This window comes from Paenibacillus sp. ALJ109b, from assembly GCF_010747435.1.
In the GTDB taxonomy this organism is placed as follows: Bacteria; Bacillota; Bacilli; order Paenibacillales; family Paenibacillaceae; genus Paenibacillus; species Paenibacillus taichungensis.
The window spans coordinates 1-16,834 of record NZ_JAAIFP010000022.1; the positions used below are offsets into that span (position 1 = coordinate 1).

Sequence of the window (16,834 nt, forward strand, 5' to 3'; positions counted from 1 at the left end):
GAGCGATAAGCTCATTTTGAAACTGACGATTCATTATGAATCAAAAGTTACTATCCATTTGTTCAGTTTTCAAGGAACTTGTTGTCCGTTTGTGTTAATGCTTGTCAACCGGACAGGAATCTTATCTTATCATGTTGACTGACTAACTGTCAACTCTTTTTTTTCGTCAGCGTTCAAAGCGTTTCGACAATCATTCGTTTGAGGCGACAAGAAATAATATATCATGATCTAATATATTTAGCAAGCACTTTTTATTAAGCTTTATATAAATACTTTATAATCCACAATCCCTCTAACTAAGGAGACTCTCAACTACATCAATCGACAGATTATATGAATGCAGAAGGAACAACTCTATTTACATACAGATACTTCGGGTTACTGAATAAATGAATTCTATTTATAAAACAGATGGGTGCATCTACTTGTGAACAAATAGTAATAGATAACCATTTAGAGGATACTTTTATATAAGAAGTGTCATCCCCTACACTTTTGATGCAAGTGATCCAAACGCTCTATAATAAGGTATATATAATATAGAATAAGGAATGAATATGATACTCCCTTTCAAGTAGTCACTGACACAGTACTCAATAATACTAAATTCAGAACCCGCTCTCTAATCACAATTGGCTTCATTTATATCGAAGATGCTCTGATGAATAACCTATATGGGGTGAACGCATATGAAGCAATGGCTAAAGAACATTCGAAAGGGTTATGGTAAAAAGCTCGTTTCCATTCATGCCTGGAATGCCTGGATTGTTGTCATCCTCGCGGTATCAGGTCTTATGTTGGTCGGTGGATTCTGGCGTGAGTTACTCGGGATTGGACGCGTATGGTTAAAGTGGCTACATATTATCGTCGGTCTAGCTATGCTTGCACCCGTGGTGTATTACTTACTTTTGGCCGGAAAGCACTGGAAACAACTTCGTAATAGGCCTTGGCAGAGAGCAAATACAATCGTTGTTCTTGCATTGCTTGTAGGGTGGCTGTTATCAGGTCTAGTGTTATGGCAGTTCAAACTCGCTGGGCCAAGATGGTCGAATGGCGCGCTTCTGGTTCATGATTTGCTGACTTGGGTGGGCCTGCCTTATATTATCTACCACTCCATCACGCGAACGAGATGGTTAAAAGATCCTGCACGCCGTGCAGTAAAAGCAACGACAGTTGTAGCAGAGGGTAAGAATGTGGCGAATCCAGGTGCTGCTCCTGAAGAAAATACGACGCCCGCAGCGATAGTTTCTACCGAATCTATACGTACCATTAAGGAGAGTCCTCTCCATCAACCAGAGAAACCTCAACCTGTGTATACACGGCGGGCATTTATCCGGTCTGCTGTAGGAGTGGGTTTAGCTGTGACTTTGGGGCCAACTTTTATATCATGGGTTGGACGAAACCTCAATATAGACAACAGTATTGATAGCATGCTGGAGAACGACCCCAATCACATGGTGCCCTTACCACAAGCACTGCCCGCTTCCTCCCCTCCCGTCGGAGGCGGGGCTGAAGGTCATTTTCGCGTATACACGGTAACACCGATACCTTCCTTTTCCAATGCAAACTGGTCATTCCGGATAGATGGGCTTGTTGAACGGGCGCAAGTATGGAACTGGGAGCAATTCGTGAAGCTTGCTCGTACCGTTCAGGTCAGTGACTTTCACTGCGTAACAGGCTGGTCTGTTTATAAGAACACCTGGGAAGGCATATCTCTTAAGCAACTATTGACCCAAGCCGGAGTAAAACCCGAAGCGCACAGCGTGAAGTTCTACTCAGGAGACGGTGTATATACAGATGCGATAACGATGGATCAGGCACAAATGGAGGATATTATGGTAGCTGTCATGCATGATGGCAAACCGATTCCAGCAGATCTGGGCGGTCCGGTACGATTGGTCATTCCCCAGATGTATGCCTATAAGTCCGTCAAGTGGCTGAATCGTATTGAACTGATCGAAAGCGAACATATCGGCTACTGGGAAGAAAGAGGATACGACAAGGATGCATGGCTTTCTGGTGCTTCACAGGCACGTTCCTGATTGGAGTTACTGCCGAGATACAGTTGAGTTTAAATAAATGTGCAAACCAAAGACCCCCGTTCCACTTATTCGTGGTACAGGGGTCTTTAAGTTATCTATTACTTATTCGAGTTACGCTGCGATTTAATCAAAGCCTACTCACATTCAGAATCTATCCCTGTTGATTCAAAAGACGTACAAGTTCGTCCTCATCCTCAATGGTAGGAATACCGAGATCATGAGCTTTGGTCAGTTTAGAACCTGCCTTCTCTCCGGCAATAACGAGGTCTGTCTTTTTGGAGACACTACCCGTTACCTTCGCTCCAAGTGCTTCCAATCGTTGCGTTGCCTCTTCCCGCGTGAGTTGATGCAGCGTTCCGGTCAGCACGACCGTTTTGCCACTGAAGAAGGAATCTTCCACAATCGCTACAGGTGCCTCAGGCGCCTGAGCTTTCACACCCAAATTCAGCATCTTCTCGATAGCTGCCTGTGTAAACGGGTCTGCAAAGAAATTCACAATGCTCTCAGCTACAATGCCGCCAACATCAGGTAGTTCAACGAGTTCCTCTGCCGTTGCATTCATAATGGCATGTAGGTCGCGGTAATGGTCAGCCAGCATACGTGTAGTCGATTTACCTGTATTCGGAATACCCAGTGAATATAGGAACGAAGCGAGGTCACGATCCTTACTCTGCTCCAGGGCAGCAATAAGGTTGTTCGCTTTCTTTTCACCAAACCGCTCCAGTTTCACCAAATCATCGAATTGCAATGTATACAGGTCAGCGGGCTCACGCACGTTCAATTCATCGTACAGCTGAATCGCCGTTTTCTCGCTGAATGTCTCGATGTCCATTGCATCACGGGAAGCAAAATGAGAAATACGGGCCACCGTCTGCGGCTTGCACGCCAGCTTGTTGTTACAGAATAAATGCGCTCCACGCTGTTCCAGTGGGAATCCACATGCCGGACATTGCTCAGGGAACACAATTTCCTCGCCATCACTCTCTTCAGTCACTTTACCCAGTATCTCAGGAATGACATCGTTGGACCGACGGATAAAGACCCGTGTACCCAAGGCAAACTTCAGATTTTTCCGCTCAATGTCACCTACGTTATTCAATGTGCAGTTCTGTACCGTCACCCCAGCTAACTCAACCGGTTCAACTCGAGCAAGCGGAGTTACTTTGCCGGTACGGCCCACATTCCAGACAACAGAGTTCAGAACGGTCGTAGTCTCTTCCGCCTCGAACTTATACGCTACCGCCCAACGAGGGAATTTATCCGTGTAACCCAATGCCTCACGGGTGCGCATGTCTGTGATTTTAATAACAGCTCCATCGATCAGGTAGTCCAGTTGACCACGGCTCTCTTGTATCGCAGCCAATTGCTCCATCACATCATCAAACTCATGGAAATACGTAATGGATGGATTGACTTTGAATCGATTCTCACGGAGAAAATCCATCATCTCCTGATGGTTGGCAAACTGAATATCATCCGAATAACCTACATTATAGAAATAGGCGTTCAACCGCCGCTCTGCGGTAGTCTTCGGATTCAGGTTGCGCAGCGCTCCTGCTGCGGCATTCCGGGCATTTTTGAGCGGTTCTGCTGCCGTTTCATTATATCGATTCAATACAGACAGGTTCATGATGCCTTCACCCTGGACTTCAATCGTGCCGCCTGTATACGGGATTTTGAGCGGGACAGACTTAATCGTTCTAACCTGAGCCAAAATGCCCTCGCCTACGGTTCCGTTTCCACGCGTAGAGGCTTGAACCAACTCACCGTTTGAGTACGTTAGATTCAGGGTCAGACCGTCAAACTTCAGTTCGATTACATAGCCAGGTTCGGGCAACGGATTGTCTGGATTTTTGGTATTGAAGTCATTGACCAGCTTGAGCACACGAGTATTCCAGTTTCGCAGCTGCTCTATATTCTGGGCTTTGTCCAAGCTCCACAATGAGGATAAATGGCGATGCGGTGTAAACCCTTTGAGCAGTTCACCACCCACACGCTGTGTCGGAGAATCAGGCAAAACCATGCCACTCTCCTGTTCCAGCGTAACCAGTTCGTCATACAGAAGATCATACTCCTTATCACTGATCTGCGGCTGATCCATCGTGTAGTACTGATAATTATGCTGGTTCAGCTCGGTAACGAGTTGCTCCATCCGGTGCATCGGGTCCATACAGGGCTATCCCTCCGTTATTATAATTTGGATCTATGTAGAAAGAACACTCAAATTTGCACTTGAACTAAGATGGCAGAACAACTCTCCGATCGCTGTTATCCCCAAATTTCTTTAATTCGTTATAAAGGGGGAAATCCGGGGATAAAGGCGAGTGGATGCTTACGAAGCAGCTTTCCTTAGGAAAGCTTTCAGCTCCGCTTCTTCAAGTTATTTCTGCCCTCTTAGTTATTGTGCATTTATTGAAGTTTCGTTCTTAATCTATTCCACTTTGGTAATGGGAGCAAAGCCTGCAAGCAGACGTTTTAGGCCAACCGGGGCCGGGAATGCGATCTGAAGCTCTGTGTCATTACCTGTGCCTTTCACCCCAACAATGGTACCTGTTCCCCATTTGCCGTGTTGTACTTTATCTCCGGCTTTGAAACCATCAGAACCAGCTCCGGCAGCGACCGGTTTAGATGCTGACGACGGGGCAGGCGTGCTGGATGTGCTGGACGACGTACTCATGGTAACTCGTGAGGAAGTAACTGACGAAGCGGAAGAACCACTTTGGCTCTGACGATCAAACAGCTTGCTTGCTCCGCCACCAAAATTGCTCCCTCCACTGGCACCAAGCCCACGGCCACCATATGATCCACCTGCGCTGCTACCACGACGATAGCGGTCACGAGCGATGGAGGTATCTTCTTTTAGCTCATCCGGAATTTCGTCCAGGAAGCGTGAAGGCGGGTTCGCCGTTGTGCGTCCGAACAAGGTCCGCATTTGCGCGCAAGACAGGAAGAGTTGTTCTTCCGCACGCGTAATGCCCACATAAGCCAGTCTGCGTTCTTCCTCCAGCTCCTCGTTATCCATAAAGGCCCGGCTGTGCGGGAAAACTCCTTCCTCCATACCAACGATAAAGACGACAGGGAATTCCAGACCTTTGGCACTGTGCATCGTCATCAGGGTAACTGCATCACTCTGATCCTCTTCATCATCGTTCATGCTGTCGATATCCGCAATCAGTGCGAGATCGGTGAGGAACGAAACGAGCGTTTTGTCTTCATTATTTTTCTCAAATTCCATGGTAACGGACAGGAACTCATCAATGTTCTCGAGCCGTGCACGGGATTCCAGTGTGTTTTCATTTTGCATCTCTAGTCGGTACTGGCTCATTTCGAGAATCTTCTCGGTCAATTCGGTCACAGACAGATACTCTACCATCTGATGCAGCGCGGCGATCATGTCATAGAACTCCACCAGCGCATTCCGCGTTCGACCGGCAAAACCAAGATCGTCCACGACCTGAAGCACACGGTATATTGAAATCCCCCGTTCTCCTGCTGCAGCTGCCAGCTTCGCTACGGTTGTATCACCAATGCTGCGTTTTGGTACATTAATAATCCGGGTAAGGCTGATATCATCATCAGGGTTGGAAAGCAGACGCAGATACGCCAGAATGTCCTTGATCTCTTTACGATCATAGAACTTGATGCCGCCAACGATCTGATACGGAATATCAGACTTGATCAAAATTTCCTCTATAACCCGGGACTGGGCATTGGTACGGTACAAAATAGCATGGTTCTGATAGGATTTGCCGTTCTTCACATTTTTACTAATCTCGGAAGTTACAAAATACCCCTCATCATGTTCGGAGTCCGCACGGTACACCTTGATCTTCGAGCCACCCTCTTTGTCCGTCCACAGTTTCTTCGGTTTGCGCCCAGTATTCAGGCCGATTACCTCATTCGCTGCATTCAGGATATTCGAAGTGGAACGATAGTTCTGCTCGAGCAAAATCGTATTGGCTTCAGGGTAGTCTTTCTCAAAATTCAGGATGTTGCTAATATCCGCTCCACGCCAGCGATAGATTGATTGGTCACTATCCCCTACGACGCAAATGCGGTGGTGACTGTCAGCAAGCATGCGGCAAAGCATGTACTGTGCACGGTTTGTATCCTGATACTCATCCACGTGAATGTACTGGAATTTCTTTTGGTAAAAGTCGAGAACTTCCGGTACTTCTTTGAAAAGTTGAATAGTCGCCATGATGAGATCGTCAAAGTCGAGCGAGTTGTTGGCTCTGAGCCGTTTCTGGTACATCTTATACACTTTCGCCACAATGCCTTCAAAATAGTCAGCAGCCTGCTTCTCATATTGCTCCGGACTGATCAATTCATTCTTCGCGGTGCTCATCATCGACTGAACAGCTTTTGGTTCAAATTTCTTGGTGTCGATGTTCTGGTCCTTCATACAACTACGAATGACAGATAACTGATCAGATGAGTCCAAAATGCTGAAATTGGAGGTGAAGCCAATGCGTTCAATGTCACGGCGCAGAATACGCACGCACATGGAGTGGAACGTTGATACCCAAATGTCACGCCCCTGAGAGCCGCCAACCAGTTGGGATACCCGGTCTTGCATCTCGCGTGCTGCTTTGTTCGTAAACGTAATAGCCAAAATGCCCCACGGGGGTGCTTTCCGTGTTGCAATAAGATAGGCAATCCGGTGGGTGAGCACCCGGGTCTTACCACTGCCCGCTCCGGCCATTATCAATAGCGGTCCATCCGTCGCCTCGACGGCTTGCCGTTGGGGGGTGTTAAGCCGTGCAACGGCATCATGTATATTTACAGGTTGCATGCATGCATGCTCCTTTCGTTGGTTGATCGATAAAACCAATGAAGGTTACACTCGGACTCCGACTGCAGCACCATCTTTCGATCGCTGTTATCCCCAAATTTTTTGATTCACCTTTTCAAAGGTGAAAATTCGGTGATAAAGGCGAACGCTTCGCTTCTTCAGATTGGTCCTGCTGTCTCCGTTGTAGTGTAAACAACATTACGTTTATACAACTTGTTTAATTAGTAAGGTCAAAGTTCTATTTTAACAGATCAGGAGGGGAAATTGGGGGAATGGTAAACTAAACCGATTAAACGGATTGTTTCACAGCTTGGACCGTCTCCAACGCCTTGTGCAAATCACTGTACACAATGTTGCCAACCACTACGGTGTCTGCGACCTGAGCAGCTTGTCCAGCTTTCTCCGGACTATCAATCCCGCCGCCATAGATGAGATGCGCCTTGGTGAGTTGTCTATGCGTCTCTCCAACCAGCTCCATATCACCAAACGTCCCACTATACTCCATGTATACGATAGGCAGGTTAAGCAGACGTTCCGCAGCCTGGGCGTAAGCAACCGCAGCATCCGTTGTTAATTCCGTATCCGCTCCGGTCATTCGGGCAACAGTGGAGTCGGCATTAAGAACAATATAGCCTTCTGCAATAAGCAGATCCCATGGAATCAGATAACCGTAACGCTCGATGGCTTGCTGGTGCTGTCCGATCATCCATTTGCTATCCGTTGCATTCAGCACCATCGGAATCAGATATCCGTCAAAACCAGGCACAACTGCCTCCAGCTCGGATACTTCAAGCACGCAGGGTAGCTCGTAGCGACGTATTCTGGACATCAGGTCAACCGTGTTTTCATAGGTAATTCCCGAAGACCCACCAACAATAATGGCATCGGTTCCCGACATACAGATTAGGTCGAGTGCTTCATCCGATATTTCCCGGTCCGGGTCTAGCTTAAATACATGTCTCCACTGCTTAATCATGTCTATCAACGAACATTCCTCCAGAGGTTCTTCTGCATCCTAAAAAGCTTGTAAACTAAGTCTAAGTCAGCAGGGAGTGAGTGTCAATGTTCGTATAAAAAGGGGAACAAAAAATCACAGACTTTTCCCTGGAATTGCAGGAGAAGCCTGTAATTTTAGATGGTAGGGATGTGATGCTACAGAATTTAAGCCAGCGCCTAGTGCCAGTTCGAACATCAATATCTTAAGTAGGGTTGGATCCAAAGTCTCAAGTAGGAACACTGCATCCTTTGAATCAACATTTAATACTCAAGGCTTCCAGGCAAAACGTGTGTCCATCTCATCCAGTTCCTGCTCGGTTAATACATCCGAATACACGCCGTACACGCCCCATTTCTCATAGTTTGCTACCTGATCGGTGTCATTAATGGTATGCACGTAGGTGACGGCTCCAGCCTGCTTCAGCTTGGCAACGAAATTCTGATTTACTTTATATTCCGGCATGGTTACGGCATCGATGTCATTCTTTTGTACAAAATCAACCACCTGGGCTTCAGTATCCTGCGTAGCATAAAGGGTATAGATAATAGAAGGAAACGCGTAGATTTCTTTCACGGTTTCGAGCATCGGCTCGTTATAGATCTGAACTACAACCCGATTAAGGATTGAAGAGTCATGTTTCTTGGCTGCGTCCACGAGTGATTTTAGCACCTGCTGAATATCCTCGTCCTTCTGTTCTTTTGTATCGGTCACGATATACATATCCGGGTACTTGGCCAATACATCCATAATGCCGTCGGCATCCATAGGTTGGTACATGCCCAGAATGGGCGTATTCATAAATTCATCATGTGTCAATGCCCCAGCCTGTTTGTCTTCGGGTAACTCCTCGTCCTGTCCCAGCATTTTGCTCATATTCGCGGTCCATTCATGTCTGGCTACTGCTTTGCGGTCCGAGGTCAGCATAAAGTCAATCTCAAACACACGTGTGCCCTTCTCATAATTGGCAATCATCGCCTCATAGGCGTTGGTGTAAGGCTGCTCACGGATACTGCCCATGGCATGAGCAATCAGTCGATAGGCCGTAAACCCATCGTGTTGCTCCTCGCTCTGACTGTCATAGGCAAAAAAGAGTGTGCCCACGGTTACGATGAGTAGTGTAATGACGGCGGCAATTCGTTTCATATAGCGTTCACATCCTTATCAGGGTGGTAGGGAAGGAAAAGAGTATGATTATCATGATATGACGAAGCATGTGCGGTTTTTCCTTTTTGATAGCTAACTACCCTGATTGGAGAGGTGTAAAACAAAAAGCCGCCCGAAGGCGGCTGTTAAATGGTGGAATGATTTGATATTCACACTGGTGGACAATCTAGCGCTTCAAGCCTAATAAGCATTCTTGAGGCCATTTCGAATGGTTTGCCATATAATTTTGATATCAAATAATAAAGACCAGTTTTCAATGTAAAAAATGTCCTGTTCAATTCGATCCTCGATCGACGTATCTCCTCGTAGTCCTTTACTTTGCGCCAAACCTGTAATTCCGGGGCGGACGTGATGTTTAATCATATATTTCGGAATTTCATCCCGGAATTGATTCACATAGTATGGGCGTTCTGGCCTTGGGCCAACTACGCTCATGTGACCTAGCAGCACATTGAAAAATTGAGGCAATTCATCCAGGCTGGTGCGTCTTATAAATGTGCCAAAGGTCGTACGACGCGGATCATTCTTCGTTGACCAACCGGTGTCCATTGCGCCTTCAGGGATAACTTTCATGGAGCGAAATTTATACATCATGAAGTTGCGTCGGTTAAGTCCAACACGTTCTTGTTTAAAAATGACCGGTCCAGGCGATGTCACTCGTACACCTATTGCCACAATGGCCATTACTGGAGACGTCAGGATGATTGCGACGAGAGAAAACAGAATGTCGAACGCACGCTTCATCAGTCGGTTTACTGCTATATCCAGTGGAATATCACGAACGTTAATCATCGGCATCCCTGCAAAATTGTCGAAATGAGGACGGGCCGGAAGATAATCAAAAAAGTCTGGAATAATCAGCGTCCGTACCCCCGCCTTTTCACACACATTAATAATATGCGAATACTTGTCATGAGCATCAAGTGGCAGTGCCAAAATGACTTCGTCAACAAGATGGGTTGATAAGAACTCTTCCAGTTCATCGATTCGCCCAAGGATGGGTTTGTATCTCGCCAGTTCTGTCTCATCCCAGTGACGGTAGTCATCCAGGAATCCAGTCACTTCGTATCCAAGCTCAGGGTAGTTTCTTAGGTTGTCATAGAAGCGTTTTCCTAGTGAGCCAGCACCGAGAATCAGTACGAACTGGCGGTTAAATCCTTTTTTACGCAACCGTTTCAATTGCAGTTTCACAATATAACGGTAGAACAGTGTGAAGGATAGATTGCCAATCATGTACATGGCGAGATATGCACGAGAGATGTTTACTTCTTTGAAAAAGAACATCAGGCTCAGCAGCATGAAGAAGGCCACGCCATGAGACTGAAGAATTCTCCAAAGTTCATCGACAAAGCGTTTTTTTCGCTTGGCTATATACAAAGAGGACATCAGTCCTGCCAAAATGGCAAGTACTGCGTAAACGAGGCTCCATAGCATATATTTTTCAATGGGCAGCGGATTCTGGTTTGTTAACAGATCACTCTCAAATTTCAGCCACCAGGCGAGAAGAAACGAAAGCTGGATCACGCCAAAATCAGCCGCAATATACAGTTGGGTTAGAAATCGCTGATTACGCCGAATCATGGGTTCACCTCGGAAGATACTTCATTCTCCGCTCTCATGCGGGTGGCAGTCTGCCCTGGGCGAACAGGAGGAGACAGCTTGCTGCGCAGCAGGGACAACGTAAACTTGAGCGAGATGCCCATCCACACGGCTGCATTCGTGAACGGATTGTATTTCTTGGCGTAGTGCTTGCGGTGGAACACCCACATCGCTCTATGAAACTCATACGTAATTTTCAAAGGTTTGCGACGGGCACTGCCGCCCTTGTAGTGCACAATATATGTACGCGGATAATAAAAAATGCCCCAACCCGCCTCTTTGATGCGATAACACCAGTCAATATCTTCTCCGTACATAAAAAACGTCTCATCCAAGCCGCCAACCTGCTCAATCGTCTCGCGGCGCACCAGCATGAACGCACCAACAAGACAGTCTACCGGATATTCATCATCCGGGCTGAGATGTCCCAATTGGTACTGGTTGAACTTCGGCCGATCCGGGAAGAGACGAGAAATACCGAATGCGTAATAAAAGGATGCCGATGGCGTAGGGAATCCCCGCTTGCACGCTTTGTCCAATGAGCCATCCGGAAGGATGACTTTGCATCCAGAAGCCCCCATCCCAGGATGGCGATCCATGAAGTAGATCATGGTATGTAGCGTGTCTGGTTGAACCACGGTATCGGAATTGAGCAGAAGGATGTAGCGGCCTTTGGAGATTTCCATGCCTTGATTGTTTGCAACGGCGAAACCTGTATTGCCATAATTTGCAATTAATCGAACTTCTGGGTATGCCTCTCGGATCGCTTCCACAGAGCCATCATGAGATGCGTTGTCCACAACGATGATTTCGTAGCTGTATGATGACAGGGAAGCATAGACGGACTCAAGGCAGTCCAGTGTGAGTTGACGGGTGTTGTAGTTGACGATGATGATGCTGGCGTCGACCATTTGGGATGATTCTCTTAATTGTAAACCGTCCGTCTGGGCGGCTTCTGCTACTTGGGTCATTTGTAAAACTCCTGACTTGTAGTGCTTTATATAATAATCGATCTTGAATTCAACAAAATAGATGATGATTAAACCTAGTAATAGCATCGCTACCACCCACTTAACGTGAGTATAGCATATTTTGGATAGAGGAGGCAGAAAGCAATGAAGACATTTTTAGAGTTTGCCCGCAATAATAACAAATTTCAGAACCATATTATCCAGAAAAGACTGTCTATAAAAAGGTGTCTTAAACGCATACCAAGCTCTATTAATAACACCTTTTTCTAAGCAATGAAGCAAGTCTCTTATTTCTTCCATTTGTGTATGGGTTAGGAATTCTTCATACATAGCAAGAAATAGTCTAGCCTGTTTACTTAAAATATAATGGTTTTTCCCGTTCACAAATCGATTTACACGCTTGCGCCATTTCTGAATCCATCCATCACGCCCCCCACCAAGTACATTACCTTGATGCTGCCGATACTGTATACCTGGTATTCCATCAAAGATTACTTCACCGAAAGTAGAGGCATACAGAAAAATCCACCAATCGTGCATAATCACCTGATTTACTTTGGACGGTAGACTGGCTCTGACTTGGTTAAAAGTAATGCTATTCATAACCATCGTGCACCCGACACACGAATTTTCCACTAATGCATTGTGTAGCTCAAGTCGCTTCTGAGGAACCTTAGGCCACACACCAATAGTGGTTAAGTGCTGATCTACCATCTGAGTTGAAGAACAATAAAGTAATGGAATTGCTGTACTTCTGTTCTGAAGCAATGTAACCGCTCGAATGAGCTTATCTTGTTCCCACACATCATCCTGATCACAAAAAGCATAATAGTCAAACGTAGGTGGTGAAGACCGCATTAATTCAAAGAAACTGCGAATAACGCCAAGATTCTGCTCTGAACGAAAATAAATCCGGTCCGGATATGCTTCTACGTATGGTCTCAACTTCTCTATTGTATCGTCTGTAGAGCCATCGTCTCTTATATAGATTTGAGTCTCCACATTTACTTGGGCCATCAAGCTGTCCATCTGTTCATTGATATAGCGCTCACCATTGTAGGTGGACATCATAATTAATACCTTGGGTTGTTTCACGTCGCACCTCATTGTTAAATAGCGTTAAGTCATTCTCTAATAGAGATTTTCTCTATTATAAACGAAATCTCCCGCTCATAAGTTACTGGGCGGGAGATTTAAATGACTCAATTTTGCTCTATGTGTATTTCTTTCAAAAAATCACGTAATCCTTCGCGCCAAGCTCTAAGGTCCTTTAAACCATTGGTACGGATTGACAAATGGTCCATCACCGAGTTTCGCGGGCGCGGGGCAGGACGAGGAAACTGATCTGTAATACAGGGCTCAAGCTCAGCCTGGATATCAATATCCGGGATTCTCTTCGCCTCTTCAAAGATCGCTTGAGTGAATTCATACCATGTACATGCCCCACTGTTGGAAGCGTGGTAGACACCGTATTTTTCAGTACTCATTAATTCAATCAGAAAATGGGCCAAATCAACCGTATACGTTGGTGAACCCTTCTGGTCATGTACCACTTGAAGCTTGGGCTTCTCCTGACCAAGCTTCAACATGGTTTTCACAAAATTATTTCCGTAAACGCCATACACCCACGAAGTACGGACAATAAACCATCGGGAAGATAACGATTGTACCAGCATCTCTCCGGCGCGCTTGGACTTGCCATAGACGCTCTGGGGATTGGTGTTATCATATTCCTGATAAGGTACATCGGAGGTTCCATCGAATACATAATCCGTACTTATATAGATGAGCTTTGCTCCAATTTGCTCAGCAGCTACCGCAATATTTCGGGTTCCTGTGGCGTTGATTAGGTAGGCTCCATCTACATCCGTCTCGGCGGCATCCACCGCAGTATAAGCCGCACAATGGATGACCGCCTCTGGATGATACGTCGATATAATATCATTGCTTTGAAACTGATCCGTAATGTCCAATTGTTCGCGACCACAAGCCATGACGGCATGCCCCTCTTTTTCCAAAAGAAGCACCATATCCCGTCCCAGCTGTCCATTGGCCCCAGTCACAAGTACCTTCATGCCTTGGCGTCTCCCAAACGAGAACCGTATTGCTTCGCATAGTAATCCTGATAGGCACCAGATTGGATACGCGTCCACCATTCCTTATTATCAAGATACCACTGGATGGTTTCCTTGATTCCCGTCTCAAAGTTATGCTTTGGCTTCCAGGCGAGTTCGGTCATCGTTTTGGTTGGGTCGATACCATATCTGCGATCATGTCCAGGTCGATCCTGCACATACGTAATCAAAGAATCGGGCTTGGCGAGTTGCTCCAGAATGGTTTTCACGATGTGCACGTTAGTCCGCTCGTTATTGCCACCAATATTGTACACCTCTCCATTGCGTCCCTGATGAATGACCAGATCGATGGCACTGCAGTGATCCTCTACATACAGCCAATCCCGAATGTTCAGCCCGTCTCCGTATACGGGTAGAGCTTCATCATTCAACGCACGCGAGATCATGAGTGGAATGAGTTTCTCCGGGAACTGGAATGGTCCATAATTGTTAGAACAGCGCGTAATATTTACCGAAAGACCAAAGGTCTCATGATAAGCACGGACCAATAGATCTCCTCCTGCCTTGGAGGCAGAGTATGGACTATTTGGTTGAAGCGGAGTCTCTTCTGTAAACAAACCTGTTGGTCCGAGAGAACCATACACCTCGTCGGTTGAAACTTGGACAAATTTGGTGATATTGTGTTTCTTGGATGCATCCAGTAACACCTGAGTGCCATTGACGTTCGTCTTCACAAAAACATCCGGTTCAAGGATACTGCGATCAACATGAGATTCGGCAGCAAAGTTAACCACCACATCCACGCCTTGACCGATGAGGCGGTCCATCTCTTTAGCATCAGTGATATCTGCTTTGACAAAGGTATGCCGCTTGTTGCCTTCAAGTGATTTTAAGTTTTCCAGATTACCGGCATATGTGAGTGCGTCTACGTTGATAATCTCATAGTCCGGGTACTGCTCAAGCATATAAATGACAAAGTTACTTCCAATAAATCCGGCACCGCCGGTAACGAGTAATTTCATGTAGTCGAAACCTCCTAATTACTTCACTTCGAAATCGAAGTTAATATCCGCATCTTGAAGCAAAGGATGCTTCTGGTCTTTCTCTGACAAAATCGGATTAGATGTAGGCCAATCAATCCCAAGTGCCGGGTCACTCCATAATATGCCTCGGTCGTTCTCCGGGGAATAGTATTCGTCTACTTTGTACAAGACTTGGGTGTTTGGGACCAACGTACAGAAGCCGTGAGCAAATCCCTTAGGTACCAACAGCTGACGGTGATTGTGCTCGCTAAGAATGAAACCCTCCCATTTACCAAAGGTCGGCGACCCTTTACGGATATCTACGATAACATCGTAGATTGCACCAGTAATAACGCGGATTAACTTGGTCTGTGCTTTCGGATTCAACTGATAATGAAGCCCCCGAAGTACACCAGACTGGGCAGACAATGACTGATTATCTTGAACGAATGTATGCTTAATTCCTTTATCTAATAAAACAGCTTCATTGAAACTCTCAACGAAAAAACCTCTATGATCACCATGAACCACTGGCTCAATCAAGTTTGCGCCTTGCAATTTTAAAGGGGTTATTATCATCTCCGTACCCTCCTACAATTTCAACTTGCCGAATTCTTCTCCGAAAACAATATCTTTAGCCAATTCATTAGCACGTGCTAATGAAGGGTGCGTACCTGCATCAGTCCACCAGCCTTGGAGAATATCAAAAGACAGTTGTTCTCTTTCAATATATGCATTGTTAACGTCTGTGATCTCTAATTCTCCTCTATCGGATGGCTTTAATGTTTTTACAATCTCGAATACGGTATGATCAAACATGTAAATTCCAGTTACCGCGTAATTACTCTTAGGAGCTTTAGGTTTCTCTTCAATTGATAGAATACGAGAACCATCAATTTCGGGAACACCAAATCGAGTTGGGTCATGAACTTCTTGTATTAGAATTTTTGCTCCAGCAGATTGAGTTTTGAAGTTTTCAACAAAAGGTGAAATATCATCTTCGAACACGTTGTCTCCTAGAATGACCACCATCTGGTCATCTCCGACAAAATGCTCAGCAAGATCCAACGCCTGAGCTATGCCACCAGCTTCGTCTTGGACCTTGTATGTAAAGCTAACCCCCATGTCACTTCCGCTACCGAGTAAGTTAACCACATCACCCATGTGATCTTTACCTGTTACTATGAGGATGTCTTCAATACCCGACTGTTTGAGTTTATAAACCGAATGAAAGATCATTGGATACTTCCCTACTGGAAGAAGATGTTTATTCGTGACTTTGGTAAGTGGATACAATCTTGAGCCAGTTCCACCTGCTAGAATTATTCCTTTCATTGCCTCTCTCCTATAGCATTTTTATAGTTTAGTTGTGCTGGTTGTACGTCATACTTTTTCTTATATAAGTCTAACAGAATTTTGATTAATAAAATATTTCCTTTCCAAGGGCTAATTTTGGTAGGAACTTTCCCTTTGGGATAAACCCTTTTAACAGGAATTTCTATCGTTCTATACCCCAATCTAGGTGCCTTGACAGATAAATACGCCAAGAGTTCATAGGTGTCGAATATATTTCTAAATGGTTGTAGATTCGAATCCAATAGTAAACGTGTTGAATGACCCCTAAAACCATTAGTAGTATCCGTATAGTGAAATTTAGCCATAAAGGAAATGAAAGGTGCATGTATCAATTTAATGGCCATCTTTCTGGATAAAGGAGTGTTAATCTCTTGTCCACCAGGAACATATCTTGATCCTTGCACAAAATCGTAACCTTCTTCTAGCTTTTCAATAAATAACGGGATAGATTCCACGCTATCTTTATTGTTTCCATCCACTGTTATAATGCCTTCATACTGTTCTCTTAAGCAGTATGCAAATCCCATTCTTAATTGTGCACTCAATTTCCCTTTGTCCTTCTTCGTTAACAAAGCACGAACATTATTAGAAACCAAAAACTCTCTATTTAAAGAGTCGTCCGTACTTCCCCCATCTAAAATAATTAGATCAATGATTTCGGAAGAGAAGGGCTTTAATTTCTCTAACTGCCTCTTAATCTTATCTCCCTCATTTATTACCGGGATACATACGCAATATTTACTTTTCTTAGGCTTAAATTCCTCAAGCTCAAATGCTGGCACTTTCCAGCCATCCGTATTCATAACACAATTG

At 45.3% G+C, this 16,834-nt stretch carries 13 protein-coding genes; 1 reads left to right on the forward strand and 12 read right to left on the reverse strand.

Annotated features, from left to right (window positions below; genetic code table 11):
* The first annotated feature begins 689 nt into the window (after window positions 1-689).
* Window positions 690-2,042 (forward strand): molybdopterin-dependent oxidoreductase, encoded by a 1,353-nt coding sequence (locus G3352_RS20225; RefSeq protein WP_163759222.1) that lies wholly within the window; start codon window positions 690-692, stop codon window positions 2,040-2,042.
* A gap of 151 nt (window positions 2,043-2,193) precedes the next feature.
* On the opposite strand, the gene ligA is transcribed toward G3352_RS20225, so the two are convergent.
* The 12 genes from ligA to G3352_RS20285 all read right to left on the reverse strand — a co-directional run bounded on the left by ligA (window position 2,194) and on the right by G3352_RS20285 (window position 16,824).
* Window positions 2,194-4,212, reverse strand: coding sequence for an NAD-dependent DNA ligase LigA (gene ligA, locus G3352_RS20230; RefSeq protein WP_163759224.1), 2,019 nt, complete (start codon window positions 4,210-4,212; stop codon window positions 2,194-2,196).
* Between the two features lie 261 nt (window positions 4,213-4,473).
* Complete coding sequence (pcrA, locus tag G3352_RS20235) at window positions 4,474-6,837, reverse strand: DNA helicase PcrA (protein ID WP_163759226.1); 2,364 nt, start codon at window positions 6,835-6,837, stop codon at window positions 4,474-4,476.
* 289 nt (window positions 6,838-7,126) lie between these two features.
* Entirely contained in the window at window positions 7,127-7,813 is a 687-nt protein-coding gene (gene pcrB, locus G3352_RS20240; protein ID WP_481856314.1) for a heptaprenylglyceryl phosphate synthase, read from the reverse strand.
* A 288-nt stretch (window positions 7,814-8,101) separates the two neighbouring features.
* Window positions 8,102-8,977: a phosphatidylinositol-specific phospholipase C/glycerophosphodiester phosphodiesterase family protein gene (locus tag G3352_RS20245; protein WP_163759230.1), complete on the reverse strand. Its 876-nt coding sequence runs from the start codon at window positions 8,975-8,977 to the stop codon at window positions 8,102-8,104.
* Between the two features lie 201 nt (window positions 8,978-9,178).
* Entirely contained in the window at window positions 9,179-10,579 is a 1,401-nt protein-coding gene (locus G3352_RS20250; protein WP_163759232.1) for an undecaprenyl-phosphate glucose phosphotransferase, read from the reverse strand.
* Entirely contained in the window at window positions 10,576-11,508 is a 933-nt protein-coding gene (locus G3352_RS20255) for a glycosyltransferase family 2 protein (protein ID WP_163759302.1), read from the reverse strand. Before G3352_RS20255 ends, G3352_RS20250 begins: the two co-directional genes overlap by 4 nt.
* Before the next feature lie 216 nt (window positions 11,509-11,724).
* Window positions 11,725-12,663, reverse strand: a complete 939-nt coding sequence (locus tag G3352_RS20260; protein ID WP_345940783.1) for a glycosyltransferase family 2 protein — start codon at window positions 12,661-12,663, stop codon at window positions 11,725-11,727.
* Between the two features lie 107 nt (window positions 12,664-12,770).
* Window positions 12,771-13,643, reverse strand: a complete 873-nt coding sequence (gene rfbD, locus G3352_RS20265) for a dTDP-4-dehydrorhamnose reductase (RefSeq protein ID WP_163759234.1) — start codon at window positions 13,641-13,643, stop codon at window positions 12,771-12,773.
* Window positions 13,640-14,665, reverse strand: coding sequence for a dTDP-glucose 4,6-dehydratase (gene rfbB, locus G3352_RS20270; protein ID WP_163759236.1), 1,026 nt, complete (start codon window positions 14,663-14,665; stop codon window positions 13,640-13,642). The genes rfbD and rfbB overlap by 4 nt, the downstream gene beginning before the upstream one ends.
* 18 nt (window positions 14,666-14,683) lie before the next feature.
* On the reverse strand, window positions 14,684-15,244 hold the full coding sequence (gene rfbC, locus G3352_RS20275; protein ID WP_163759238.1) for a dTDP-4-dehydrorhamnose 3,5-epimerase: 561 nt from the start codon (window positions 15,242-15,244) through the stop codon (window positions 14,684-14,686).
* A 12-nt stretch (window positions 15,245-15,256) separates the two neighbouring features.
* The gene (locus G3352_RS20280) at window positions 15,257-16,000 is read right to left on the reverse strand and encodes a sugar phosphate nucleotidyltransferase (RefSeq protein WP_163759240.1); all 744 of its coding nucleotides are present in this window, start codon (window positions 15,998-16,000) and stop codon (window positions 15,257-15,259) included.
* On the reverse strand, window positions 15,997-16,824 hold the full coding sequence (locus tag G3352_RS20285) for a glycosyltransferase family 2 protein (protein ID WP_163759242.1): 828 nt from the start codon (window positions 16,822-16,824) through the stop codon (window positions 15,997-15,999). Before G3352_RS20285 ends, G3352_RS20280 begins: the two co-directional genes overlap by 4 nt.
* Between the last annotated feature and the right edge of the window lie 10 nt (window positions 16,825-16,834).

Bases quoted from the DNA above. Each gene is read 5' to 3' on its own strand.
- G3352_RS20225 (WP_163759222.1), top strand. From the start codon at position 690: ATGAAGCAATGGCTAAAGAACATTCGAAAGGGTTATGGTAAAAAGCTC.
- ligA (WP_163759224.1), bottom strand. From the start codon at position 4,212: ATGGACCCGATGCACCGGATGGAGCAACTCGTTACCGAGCTGAACCAG.
- pcrA (WP_163759226.1), bottom strand. From the start codon at position 6,837: ATGCAACCTGTAAATATACATGATGCCGTTGCACGGCTTAACACCCCC.
- pcrB (WP_481856314.1), bottom strand. From the start codon at position 7,813: ATGATTAAGCAGTGGAGACATGTATTTAAGCTAGACCCGGACCGGGAA.
- G3352_RS20245 (WP_163759230.1), bottom strand. From the start codon at position 8,977: ATGAAACGAATTGCCGCCGTCATTACACTACTCATCGTAACCGTGGGC.
- G3352_RS20250 (WP_163759232.1), bottom strand. From the start codon at position 10,579: ATGATTCGGCGTAATCAGCGATTTCTAACCCAACTGTATATTGCGGCT.
- G3352_RS20255 (WP_163759302.1), bottom strand. From the start codon at position 11,508: ATGGTCGACGCCAGCATCATCATCGTCAACTACAACACCCGTCAACTC.
- rfbD (WP_163759234.1), bottom strand. From the start codon at position 13,643: ATGAAGGTACTTGTGACTGGGGCCAATGGACAGCTGGGACGGGATATG.
- rfbB (WP_163759236.1), bottom strand. From the start codon at position 14,665: ATGAAATTACTCGTTACCGGCGGTGCCGGATTTATTGGAAGTAACTTT.
- rfbC (WP_163759238.1), bottom strand. From the start codon at position 15,244: ATGATAATAACCCCTTTAAAATTGCAAGGCGCAAACTTGATTGAGCCA.
- G3352_RS20280 (WP_163759240.1), bottom strand. From the start codon at position 16,000: ATGAAAGGAATAATTCTAGCAGGTGGAACTGGCTCAAGATTGTATCCA.
- G3352_RS20285 (WP_163759242.1), bottom strand. From the start codon at position 16,824: ATGAATACGGATGGCTGGAAAGTGCCAGCATTTGAGCTTGAGGAATTT.